At 70.5% G+C, this 11,169-nt stretch carries 13 protein-coding genes; 8 read left to right on the forward strand and 5 right to left on the reverse strand.

Going from position 1 to position 11,169, the window contains the following annotated elements; translation table 11 throughout:
• Window positions 1-37 precede the first annotated feature (37 nt).
• The gene (locus ACZ7LS_RS34880) at window positions 38-649 is read left to right on the forward strand and encodes a response regulator transcription factor (protein WP_382530583.1); all 612 of its coding nucleotides are present in this window, start codon (window positions 38-40) and stop codon (window positions 647-649) included.
• A gap of 65 nt (window positions 650-714) precedes the next feature.
• Here the strand turns inward: ACZ7LS_RS34880 and ACZ7LS_RS34885 are convergent, their stop codons facing one another.
• The gene (locus ACZ7LS_RS34885; RefSeq protein ID WP_382675852.1) at window positions 715-1,329 is read right to left on the reverse strand and encodes an NADH oxidase; all 615 of its coding nucleotides are present in this window, start codon (window positions 1,327-1,329) and stop codon (window positions 715-717) included.
• Window positions 1,330-1,519: 190 nt separating this feature from the next.
• Between ACZ7LS_RS34885 and ACZ7LS_RS34890 the strand changes: the two genes are divergently transcribed.
• Window positions 1,520-1,927 carry a CoA-binding protein gene (locus tag ACZ7LS_RS34890; RefSeq protein WP_129771577.1) on the forward strand — a complete coding sequence of 136 codons (408 nt, stop codon included), beginning with the start codon at window positions 1,520-1,522 and terminating at the stop codon, window positions 1,925-1,927.
• A 13-nt stretch (window positions 1,928-1,940) separates the two neighbouring features.
• On the opposite strand, the gene ACZ7LS_RS34895 is transcribed toward ACZ7LS_RS34890, so the two are convergent.
• Entirely contained in the window at window positions 1,941-2,495 is a 555-nt protein-coding gene (locus ACZ7LS_RS34895; protein WP_382530579.1) for a YbaK/EbsC family protein, read from the reverse strand.
• Window positions 2,496-2,539: 44 nt separating this feature from the next.
• On the reverse strand, window positions 2,540-3,112 hold the full coding sequence (locus ACZ7LS_RS34900; protein WP_385137034.1) for a helix-turn-helix domain-containing protein: 573 nt from the start codon (window positions 3,110-3,112) through the stop codon (window positions 2,540-2,542).
• Window positions 3,113-3,700: 588 nt separating this feature from the next.
• On the opposite strand from ACZ7LS_RS34900, the gene ACZ7LS_RS34905 reads away from it, so the two are divergent.
• The 5 genes from ACZ7LS_RS34905 to ACZ7LS_RS34925 all read left to right on the forward strand — a co-directional run bounded on the left by ACZ7LS_RS34905 (window position 3,701) and on the right by ACZ7LS_RS34925 (window position 8,284).
• A complete protein-coding gene (locus tag ACZ7LS_RS34905; protein ID WP_385137032.1) occupies window positions 3,701-5,518 on the forward strand; it encodes a sensor histidine kinase in 1,818 nt (605 codons plus the stop codon).
• A 118-nt stretch (window positions 5,519-5,636) separates the two neighbouring features.
• A complete protein-coding gene (locus ACZ7LS_RS34910) occupies window positions 5,637-6,056 on the forward strand; it encodes a roadblock/LC7 domain-containing protein (protein ID WP_129771582.1) in 420 nt (139 codons plus the stop codon).
• A complete protein-coding gene (locus ACZ7LS_RS34915) occupies window positions 6,053-6,412 on the forward strand; it encodes a DUF742 domain-containing protein (RefSeq protein ID WP_129771583.1) in 360 nt (119 codons plus the stop codon). The genes ACZ7LS_RS34910 and ACZ7LS_RS34915 overlap by 4 nt, the downstream gene beginning before the upstream one ends.
• Entirely contained in the window at window positions 6,393-7,007 is a 615-nt protein-coding gene (locus ACZ7LS_RS34920; protein ID WP_382530573.1) for a GTP-binding protein, read from the forward strand. The genes ACZ7LS_RS34915 and ACZ7LS_RS34920 overlap by 20 nt, the downstream gene beginning before the upstream one ends.
• Window positions 7,004-8,284, forward strand: a complete 1,281-nt coding sequence (locus ACZ7LS_RS34925; protein ID WP_382530571.1) for a cytochrome P450 — start codon at window positions 7,004-7,006, stop codon at window positions 8,282-8,284. The genes ACZ7LS_RS34920 and ACZ7LS_RS34925 overlap by 4 nt, the downstream gene beginning before the upstream one ends.
• Before the next feature lie 73 nt (window positions 8,285-8,357).
• Here ACZ7LS_RS34925 and ACZ7LS_RS34930 read toward each other — a convergent pair whose 3' ends face one another.
• Window positions 8,358-9,584 (reverse strand): cytochrome P450, encoded by a 1,227-nt coding sequence (locus ACZ7LS_RS34930; protein ID WP_382530569.1) that lies wholly within the window; start codon window positions 9,582-9,584, stop codon window positions 8,358-8,360.
• A gap of 161 nt (window positions 9,585-9,745) precedes the next feature.
• Here ACZ7LS_RS34930 and ACZ7LS_RS34935 point away from each other — a divergent pair, with 161 nt between their 5' ends.
• Window positions 9,746-10,276 carry a gamma carbonic anhydrase family protein gene (locus ACZ7LS_RS34935; protein ID WP_382881712.1) on the forward strand — a complete coding sequence of 177 codons (531 nt, stop codon included), beginning with the start codon at window positions 9,746-9,748 and terminating at the stop codon, window positions 10,274-10,276.
• A gap of 100 nt (window positions 10,277-10,376) precedes the next feature.
• Here ACZ7LS_RS34935 and ACZ7LS_RS34940 read toward each other — a convergent pair whose 3' ends face one another.
• Window positions 10,377-11,036, reverse strand: coding sequence for a DedA family protein (locus ACZ7LS_RS34940; protein ID WP_385137030.1), 660 nt, complete (start codon window positions 11,034-11,036; stop codon window positions 10,377-10,379).
• Window positions 11,037-11,169 lie beyond the last annotated feature (133 nt).

Genomic DNA, 11,169 nt, shown 5'->3' on the forward strand with positions numbered 1-11,169 from the left:
GCAGTGCCCCACTGGATCCGAGGAGGAGACCCCGCGCATGGCGATCCGCATTCTGCTGGCCGAAGACATGAACATGGTCCGCGGAGCGCTGGTGGCTCTGCTGAACCTGGAGAGCGACCTCAAGGTCGTCTGTGAACTGGAGCGCGGCGACCACATCCTGCCGGCCGCGCTGGAGCACCGCCCCGATATCGCGATCATCGACATCGATCTGCCGGGCATCGACGGGCTGACGGCGGCCGCCAGGCTGCGGGAGTCGCTGCCCGAGTGCCGGACGCTGATCCTCACCAGCCTGGGCCGGCCGGGAACGCTCCGGCGCGCGCTGTCGGCGCATGTCTCCGGCTATCTGCTCAAGGACGCGCCGCCCCAGGAACTGGCCACGGCGGTACGGCGGGTGGTCGCCGGTCACCGGGTGATCGACGCGCAGCTCGCGCTCTCGGCGTGGGACGGCGCCGAGTCGCCGCTGACCGAGCGGGAGACGGAGGTGCTGCGGATGGCGGCGGAGGGGTCGGAGGCCAATGAGATCGCCCGGGAACTGCATCTGTCACCGGGGACCGTACGGAACTATCTGACGACGATCGTGGCCAAGCTCAACGCGCGCAACCGCGTGGACGCGATCAGGATCGCGCAGGAGGCGGACTGGCTGCTCTGAGGGCGTGCCGCCGCTGAGGGCGTACCGCCGCGAAAGCGGCACGCCCCCGCGCCGCCGGCGCGCGCTCAGACGAGGTGGCCGTGGACCTCGTCGACCGGGATGGCCATACCGGCCGCGGCCAGATACTCGATGATTCCCCTGGTCACCGACCTCGGCAGCGGCAGCGCGTCCGACGCCTGGTCCGGGGTGATGGGCCAGGCCAGCATGCCGGCCACCCAGGCGGCCTCGGGGCGGTGCAGCAGCACGCGGTGCGGCGAGCCGACCGACTCCAGCGCGAACCCCGCCGCTTCCAGGGTGAACGACACCCCGCGCGGCATCCGGACGGGGCGCTTCGGCGGCAGCCGTACGGGAGTGAAGGGGGCGGGCCTGGCGACGGGGAACACCGAGAGCAGCGGCCCCTTCAGATCGTCCAGCCCGAGCGTACGGACCACCAGGTGGGAGAGCCGTTTCAGCACCGGCAGCAGGACCAGATACGTATGGGCCCGGGGCACGACACTGCCCGGCCGTGGTTCGAGGTTGGCGAGGAGCACGGGCCCGAGCTGCATCCGGCGCAGGGCCTCGTGGACGACCGGGTGGGCGTCGCCGATGCGCTCGGTCCCCCACCGCCCGGTCAGGACGAGCGTCTGGCCGTCGGCGTCCGTGGCGACGGCGACATCCTCGCTCAGCGACCAGAGGTTCACTGTTCGATGCTCATCCGCCGTTCCCAATGCTGCCCCTCGATTTGAAACGGCCATGTACCGATCAGTATGTGGGGGCCGGTGAGGCCGGGGGGAGCGAGAAAGTCACGAATCCGATGTGGAGATTTCACGCGGGGGGCGCGAGCGCGGCGCCTTGCGGAATGACCAGGCACCGCGGTCCGTTGTCGAGGACATGTACGCAGACACGGAGACGATCCGGAAGATCCTTACGCGGAGCGGCGACACCTGGGCCGTGGTCGGGCTGTCCGACAACCGGTCCCGCGCGGCCTACGGCGTCGCGGCGGTGCTCCAGCGCTTCGGCAAACGCGTCGTGCCGGTCCACCCGAAGGCCGAGCGGGTGCACGGCGAGCAGGGCTACGCCTCGCTGGCCGACATCCCGTTCCCGGTCGATGTCGTGGACGTCTTCGTCAACAGCGACCTCGCGGGCGCGGTCGCGGACGAGGCGGCGGCGATCGGGGCGAAGGCCGTCTGGTTCCAGCTCGGGGTGATCGACGAACAGGCATACGACCGCACCCGCGCGGCCGGCCTCGACATGGTGATGGACCGGTGCCCGGCGATCGAGATCCCGTTGCTCGGCTGATTCCCGGGAGCGGTCAGACGCCCAGGCCCTCCAGAACCACCGCGCCCGGCAGGCTACCGAAGATCTTGCCCGGGACGATCAGCTTGCCGCGCCGCCGGCCGCTGCCGATCAGGACCCATTCGGTGTCGAGCACCGCGGGGTCCACCAGCAGCGGCCAGGACGCGGGCAGTCCGATCGGTGTGATGCCTCCGTACTCCATGCCGGTCTCGCCCACGGCCGTGTCCATCGCGGCGAAGGAGGCTTTGCGCGCGCCCAGTTGTCGGCGGACCGCGCCGTTGACGTCCACGCGGGTACGGGAGAGCACGACGCACGCCGCGAGAGTCGACTCGCCGCCCCGCTTGCCGGCCACGACCACGCAGTTCGCGGAGTGGTCGAGCAGTTCCGGGCCGTGGTGCTCGGCGAAGACCGCCGTGTCGGCGATGGCCGGGTCGGTGTCGACGTACACCAACCGCTCGGCGGGGATGTCACCGCTCCAGGCGCGCACGGCGTCGGCGACGGGCGGCGTCAGTTCTCCGAGGCAGTCAGGGGCCGGTCTGGCGTTGTCGAAGTTTCCCAGGGGAGCGCGCATGGAGATCACGCTAACAGCCGCCCCACCAGCGCGGACCGGGCGTCTCAGCGTGCGGGCGGGATCGAGACGGACATGATCATCTCGACGGTTCCGGCGCCTTCGTTGCGGTAGCCGTGCGGCACGTTCGCCTCGAAGACCGCCGAGGCGCCCGCCGGTACGGTGTGCGCCTCGCCGTCGACGACGAGCGTCAGTTCACCGGTGGTCACATGCAGCAGTTCGGTGGTTCCCGACGGATGCGGGTCGGAGGCGCTGGAGTCCCCCGGCCGCAGGATCCACTCCCACAGTTCCAGCGGCCCGCGGGCCTCGGTGCCGACGAGCAGCGTCGTGCGGCTGCCCGCGGGTGTGGACCACATCCGTACGGCCTGGCTCTCCGGAACGATCCTGACCTGCGGGCCCTGCTCGTGGTCGAGGAGCGTGCTGATCGAGACGCCGAGGGCGTCGGCGAGCTTGACCGTGGTGCCGACGCTGGGGTTGGTACGGGCCTGCTCGATCTGGATGATCATGCCGCGGCTGACCCCCGCCCTGGCCGCCAAGGCGTCGAGGGTGAAGCCCCGTTCACCGCGCCAGCGCTTGAGATTGCGGGCGAGCGACTGCGTGAGCTGGTCGAGGTCCGACACATTCCGTCCAATATATTCAATGAGGCAGTTCAATGGACCGCACTATGATGTGGTGCACCCCATCGTTCATCGCACTGTACTGCGAGGCCCCGCGTGACCGCATCGCTCGCCCCGGCCACGCGGCGGCACCCAGGAGCGACGTACGGTGAGGCTCACCCCAAAGATGGGGGTTCCCGCGGCTCCCGGAGCCGGTTCGGCGCGGCTGATATGACCGTACGGTTGGCTGAAAGCAGTTGACCACACCGAGCTGGAACGGACCGCAGACAGGCATCCGGAGCGCCGAACGGGCACCGGCGTCCCGCCTTCGGGCGCGGCGGACGCGGATTCGGCGCATATGACAGGGGCTACGGCGGCTCGTTCTATCTACCATGCCTCCCCTGGCCGGTGGGTGACTTCGGGACGAACTCCCCCGTTGAGTGGGCTCCAGCCGTTCTGTGTGTTCCATGAGCGCGCGGCGTGGTTAGCATGAGCGCCACATGTGGTGCGGAAGATCGCCGTCCCCATCGGTGTCAGATCCCGCCCGTGCGGCCGAAGCGCGCTGGTCGGCCGGTCTATATCCCCGCACTCAAGCACCCGAGGGACCGCGGAATGTCAGTGCCTGTCGCCCCCCGCCCGCGCCGCATACGCAAGGCACGGTCTCTGCCGCTCGCCGTACCCCTGGGTCTGCTGGTGGTGGCCGCAGCGGCGGGAGGCGCGGTGGCCGCGACGGCGCCCGCGGCGGCCCGTACCTGGGTGGCCGCCACCGTCGCCGCCACCTGGGCGCTCCTGGCGGTCACGACCGTCACCGTCGCGTTGCTGCTGCGCCGCGGCCGGCGCGGAACGGCCACCGCCGAGCACGAGTCCCGGGCGGCGCAGACGCGGCTGACCCAGCTGGGCGGGGAATCGGCGCATCTGCTGAACGTGACGCTGCCCTCGGTGGTCAAGCGAGTCCGGGACGGCGCGGGCGCCGACGAGACGCTGGAGTCCATCCCGGCTCCGTCCGATCCCCAACTGCGGCGCCTGCTGGAGACGTTCACCACCGAGGTGGCCGACTCCGCACGGCGCTCGGCCGAGGCGTCCGCCGAGCGCGACAGAGCCGTCGCCCAGCTGACGCGGGCCGCCGACGAGCTGGATCTGCTCACCGCCAAGACGCTTCCCGACGCTCTCGGCGGCCTGCGCTCCGGTAGCTCCGCCGACACCGTGCTCGGCGCCGTCGAACCGCCCTCCGATCCGCGGCTGCGGATCCTGCTGGACACGGTGGTCAGGGACTTCGCCATCAGCGAGCGACGGGCCGCGGCGGCACAGGCCGCCAGCGCCAAGGCGCTCAGCCGGGTACAGGCGAAGGCCGTGAGCATGCTCGCGGATCTGCGCGAGATGCAGGACCGGTACGGCGAAGAGGTCTTCGGGGACCTGCTCAAGCTCGACCACAACACCTCGCAGCTCGGACTGCTCACCGACCGGCTCGCCCTGCTGATGGGCGGCCGCGCGAGCCGTGCCTGGAACAAGCCGATCGGCATGGAGAGCATCCTGCGCGGCGCGGTGGGCCGGATCGCCGCGTACCAGCGGGTCAGACTGCACTGTTCGAGCCGCGCCGCGATCGCCGGATTCGCCGCCGAGCCCGTGATGCACCTCCTCGCCGAACTCATGGACAACGCGGCGAACTTCTCCCCGCCCATCGACGAGGTCCATGTCTATGTCGAGGAGCGCACCGCCGGGATCGTGGTGACCATCGAGGACAGCGGGCTGAAGATGGCCGCCGCCGCGATGCGGCGCGCCGAGGAGTCCGTCTCGGGACGGGTCACCGACCTGGCGATGCTCCAGGGCACCCGGCTCGGTCTCGCCGTGGTCGGCCGGCTGGCCGCCAAGTACCACATCAGCGTCAACTACCGGCCGTCGTCCCGTGGCGGTACGGGCGTTGTGGTCCTCTTCCCGCCGCAGCTCATGGCCCAGCAGCGCGGTGTGGCCCCGGAGCGGTCCCTGCGGCGCCCGGCCCCGGAGGCGACGGCTCCCGCCGCCGCACCGGTCACTCCGGCCCCCCGGACCCCGGCGGCCCCGTCCCGCTCGTCCGCTCCGTCCGCCCCGCCGGTCTCCCCCGCACTGCCCGCACCGTCCGCCCCGGTGGACGGCCCCCGCGTGGCGACGCCCAACGGACTGCCGGTCCGGCCGCCCGGCCGCACCATGGCCGCCGCCGACCGGGGCCGCCCGCAGCCGGAGTCGGAGCCGGGGAGCCAGGGCGTACAGCCGGGCCGCGACGCGGGCTCGCAGTTCGGGGCCTTCCACCGTGCGCGCCGCGCCTCGGAGGACCGGCCGGGCTCCGGCGACGCCACCGCCGCGTCCGGCACCGCCGGTCCGTCCGGCGCCGACGACGAGTCCGGAACCCGCGGTACGACGGGACCTGACGGCACGTCCGGGACTCCGGCCGAGTAAGAGCCGCCCTCTCCCCGTACGGCGCCCGGGGTCTTGGCGCCCTTCCCCACCCGGAACGCGAGATTGGAGGCACGGGCGGGTGACCGGTCAGCCCGGCATCACCCGCCCCACGCACACCATGCAGACCACTGACAACAGCCTGACCTGGCTCCTTGAGAGCCTGTTGGAACGCACCCCCGGTACCCGGCACGCCCTGGTGCTCTCCCGTGACGGGCTGAAGCTCTGCTGGAGCCGTCATCTCACCCTGGACCAGGCCGACCAGCTGGCGGCCATCTGTTCCGGCATCCAGGCGCTCGCCCAGGGCGCCTCGGTGGAGTTCGGCAACGGCACCGGCGGCGTACGGCACTCGATGACCGAATTCCACGGCGGTCTGCTGTTCATCGTGGAGGCCGGCGACGGAGCGCATCTCGCCGTCGTGGCCGAGGACGGCGCCGATCCGGGTGTGGTGGGCCATCAGATGACCGAGCTGGTCGAGCAGATCGGTGAGCATCTGCGGGCCGAGCCACGCGGGACGGTCCAGGAGAGTTCCCCGTCATGACCCCCCGCCGGCCCGTCGACACCGGGGATCCCGACCGGCTGTACACCGTCACCGGTGGCCGCAGCCGGGTCGACGACGACTCGTTCGATCTGGTCACCCTGATCGTCAGCGAGTGCGAACCGACGTCGGGGATGCAGTCGGAGCACGTCCGGATCCTGGAACTGTGCCGTCATCCCACGGCGGTCGTCGAGATCTCCGCTGAGCTGAAGCTGCCGGTGACGGTGGTACGGATCCTCCTCGGTGATCTCGTCGCGACGGGCCGGATCACCGCCCGGCATCCCCGTGCGGCACGCTCTGCCGAGCTGCCCGACTCCGCCCTTCTGAAGGAGGTGCTCCATGGACTCCGCAACCTCTGAGCTTCCGGCCCGTACCCCGCTGGCCGACGCCGCCGAGACCGGTCTGAAGATCGTCATCGTGGGCGGATTCGGGGTGGGCAAGACCACCCTCGTACGGTCGGTGAGCGAGATCCGGCCGCTCAACACCGAGGAGGTCATGACGCAGGCCGGGATCGGTGTCGACGAGACCGCCGGGCTGACCACCAAGACCACCACGACCGTCGCCTTCGACTTCGGCCGGATCAGCCTCAACGACCGTATGGTGCTCTATCTGTTCGGGGCGCCGGGGCAGGAGAGATTCTGGTTCCTCTGGGACCGGCTCTTCTCCGGCACGCTGGGCGCGGTCGTCCTCGTCGACACCCGGCGGATGAGCGAGTCCTGGTACGCGATCGACCGGCTGGAGCACCACAGGACCCCGTTCGTGGTCGCGGTCAACCGGTTCGACGACGACGCCTCGGCGTTCTCACTGGCGGAGATCAGGCAGGCGCTCTCGCTGCCGGATCATGTCCCGCTGATCGACTGCGACGCGCGGGTGCGTTCGTCCGGCAAGAACGTACTGATCACCCTCGTGGACCACCTCTACGAACTGGCCATGGCCCGGGAGATGACCCCATGACCGATTCCGCGGACCTCTCCCCCGACCACGCCGTCCCGCCGCCCGGCTGCCCCGCGCACGCCGGCGCGCAGGAGGACGCTGTCGCGCTGAGCGGCCTGGAGTACCAGCAGACCCCGTCCCAGCTGTACCGCACCCTGCGCAGGGAGCACGGCGCGATCGCGCCCGTCGTGCTCGACGGGGGCATCCCCGCCTGGCTGGTGCTCGGCTATACCGAGGTCTCGTATGTGACCAGCCATGACGAGCTGTTCGCCCGTGACTCGCGGCGCTGGAACCAGTGGCCGTCGATCCCGCCCGACTGGCCGCTGATGCCGTTCGTCGGCTATCAGCCGTCGGTCATGTTCGCGGAGGGCCCGGAGCACCAGCGCAGGGCCGGCGTGATCACCGACGCGCTGGAGGCCATCGACCAGTTCGAACTGGCCCATACGTGCCGCGGGATCGCCGAGGGGCTCATCGACGACTTCGCCGGCAGCGGCCACGCCGAGCTGATGACCGCGTTCGCGCACGCGCTGCCGATGCGGGCCGTGGTCCAGCTCTGCGGGATGCCGGCCGACGGCGTCGACACCGACGACCTGGTCCGCGATCTGCGGATCTCGCTGGACGCCGCCGAGGGCGATGACCCCGTCGCCGCCTATGTGCGGGTGATGGAGCGGATGCAGCGACTCGTCAAGGACAAGCGGGACCAGCCGGGTTCCGACCTGACCTCCCGGATGCTCGGCCATCCGGCCGGGCTGACGGACGAGGAGATGGTCGTCGACCTGATCACCGTCATCGCCGCCGCGCAGCAGCCGACCGCCAACTGGATCTGCAACACCCTGCGACTGCTGCTCACCGACGACCGGTTCGCGCTGAATGTGTCCGGGGGCCGGCTCAGTGTGGGGCAGGCGCTGAACGAGGTGTTGTGGCTCGACACCCCGACGCAGAACTTCATCGGCCGGTGGGCGGTACGGGACACACAGCTCGGCGGCCGGCACATCAAGGCGGGCGACTGTCTGGTCCTGGGGCTGGCCGCGGCCAACACCGATCCGCAGCTCTGGCCCGAGGGCCATATCGGCCAGGAGAACTCCGCGCATCTGTCGTTCAGCAACGGTGAGCACCGCTGCCCCTACCCGGCCCCGCTGCTGGCCGATGTCATCGCGCGCACCGCGGTCGAGACGCTGCTGGAGCGGCTGCCCGACGTGGTGCTCGCGGTCGAGCCGCACGAGCTGACGTGGCGGCCGTCCATCTGGATGCGGGGGCTGACCGCGCTGCCGGTGAGCTTCACCCCGGTCGTGCAGTAGCGAAGCCGTACCGGCCGGCCGCCCGCGGGCGTACGGCCGCCGGGCCCGGTCGCTCCGGGCCCGGCGGAGGCCGTCAGCCCCGGACCGGGGTGAACCGCACGGGCAGAGTCCGCGGCCCGCGGGTGAACACGCCCTGCTCGACCGGGTCGAACCCGTCGGCGAGACGGATGTCCGGCATGGCGTCGAGCAGTTGGTTCACCCCGGTCTCGACCTCCGCCTTGGCCAGCAGGGCGCCGACGCAGAAGTGCCGTCCGAGCGCGAAGGCCAGATGGTCGGCCGCCGCGGAGAACGCGGTCGTCGTGGTCAGATCGTCCCGGAAGATATTGAAGCGGTCCGGCTCCTCGTAGCGCGAGCCGTCGCGGTTGGCCGCCCCGATCAGACAGGTGACCGTGGCTCCCGCCGGTATCGTCCCCCCGCTCACCTCGACGTCCTGGGCGGTCTGCCGCATGATCATGTGCACCGGCGGGGTGAACCGGAGCGTCTCCGCGAAGGCCCGGTCGATCAGCGTACGGTCCCGCTGTACGGCCGCCAGCTGGTCGGGATGGAGCAGCAGATTCGCGAAGACGCTGGCGATCGCCTTGTCGGTGGTCTCGCCGCCGGCCGCGAGCAGCAGGCTGCAGAACGCCTTGATGTCCTCGTCGCTCATCCGTACGCCGTCGACCTCGGCGGCGCAGAGCGTGGAGAGCAGATCGTCCCCGAGGTTGTCGCGCCGCTCGCGGATGATCGGCAGCATGTACGCGGCGAACTCGACGCGGGTCCGCTCACCGGCCGCCGCGACCTCCGCGTCGCCGGAGAGGTTGCCCAGGAAGGCGATGACAGCGGTGTACCAGCCATGGAACCTGGCGTGGTCGGCCTTGTCGAGGCCCAGCATGTCCGCGATGACGTTGACGGGGAAGCGGGTGGCGTAGTCCGTCACCAGATCGGCGGATCCGGTGTGCCGGAAGGCGTCGATGAGTTCACGGGAGTTGCGCTCGATCACCGGCAGGAACTTCTCGCGCAGATCGCTGCCGCGGAAGGCCGGGGCGACCAGCGCCCGGCGTACGGCGTGCTCCCGGCCGCTCAGCTGGAGGATCGTCTTGCCGTGCACGGGCTCGATCTGCCAGTCGTAGTTGTCGGTGGTGAACTGCGACTCCTTGTCCTTGAAGGCGTGTTCGACATCCTCGTAGCGCGAGACGATGTAGCTCTTGGTGGCCTCGTGCCAGATGAGCGGCGCGCTCTCGCGCATCGCGCGGTAGGCCGGATACGGATTCGCGGCGAACTCGGGCGACAGGATGTCGGGGACCTGATGTGCGGTGGCCATGGAGCTCCTCGGTCAGTACCTGGCCCGATCGATAACGGGCGACTCCACCAAGGTTATTGATCAACCGTCATCAGATACAGCCATCGGCGTGCCGGACCTGAGGTCTATGTGCCTGGAGTGGTCGCATACGGTGTAACTCCGATCAGCACGGAGGAGACGTCATGACGGAACGGGCACTGATCACCGGAGTGGGCGGGAAGGTCCCCGGCGTCGACCCCGTCGCGTTCACCGCGCCGACGTCCGTGGTGGTCGGCGATGTCACCGTGGCGGCGGGTGCGAGCATCTGGTACCACACCGTGCTCAGGGCCGACTGCGGGCCGATCGTGGTGGGCGCGGACAGCAACATCCAGGACAACTGCACCCTGCACTGCGACCCCGGTTTCCCGCTCACGGTCGGCGAACGCGTCTCGGTCGGTCACAACGCGGTGCTGCACGGCTGCACGGTCGAGGACGACGTACTGATCGGCATGGGCGCCACGATTCTCAACGGCGCGCACATCGGCGCGGGGTCGCTGGTCGCGGCGCAGTCGCTCGTGCCGCAGGGCATGCGGGTGCCGCCTGGCTCGCTGGTCGCGGGGGTGCCCGCCAAGGTCAAGCGCGAGCTGACCGAGGAGGAGCGGGCGGGGATCAGGCTGAACGCGGCGGGCTATCTGGAGCTGGCGAAGGCGCACCGCGAGACGCACGAGGACTGACCGGGGAGACCAGGGAAACGCCCTTCGCCCTGGCAGCCGAGGCAACCGGAAACCGGAAACCGGCACCGACCGGGGGACGGCAGCGCCTGCCGGAGAGCGTTCAGTCCGCGGCGGGCACGGGCACGGGATCCGGTTCGCCCGCCGATGGCTCCCGCTCCGCGGCCTTCTTGGCCCGGTTCCTGACGATGAGCATGGACGCGATCCCGATCAGCACCGCGAGCAGCAGACCGAGCCAGGAGAAGCGCTTGAGCCATGCCTCGGCGACCACACCCACCGAGTAGACGACGGCGGTCGTACCGCCCGCCCAGACGATGCCGCCCAGCACGTTGGCGATCAGGAACTTCCAGTACGGCATGCGCAGCACGCCCGCGAGCGGCCCGGCGAAGATCCGCAGCAGGGCGACGAAGCGGCCGAAGAAGACGGCCCACATGCCCCACTTCTGGAACGATCTCTCCGCCATGGCGATCTGCGCCTCGCCGAAGTGCTTGGGGAACTTCGCGCCGAGCCGGGCGAGCAGCGGCCTGCCGCCCTTGCGGCCGATGGCGTAGCCGATCGAGTCACCGATGATCGCGCCGGCGGTGGCGCAGGCGCCGAGGATGTACGGGTTGATGTCGCCGTGCTGGGAGGCGAGCAGCGCCGAGCTGACGAGGACGATCTCACCCGGCAGCGGGATACCGAGGCTTTCGAGCCCGATGACCACCCCCACCAGGAGATAGACGCTGACCGCGGGGACGGTCTCCAGCCACTCCTGGACGTGCACCGCCGGTTCCTCTCGTTGTTTCCGCTGCCCGGGGGGGGGGTGGGTAAAAGCACAGAAGGAAAACCCCACCATATGAGGGGGAGGGGGGGGAGTAATCAGCAGGACGGAAATCGTGCAGAGAGTTTCCACCCCA

The sequence above is a fragment of the Streptomyces sp. NPDC039430 genome, assembly GCF_055639435.1.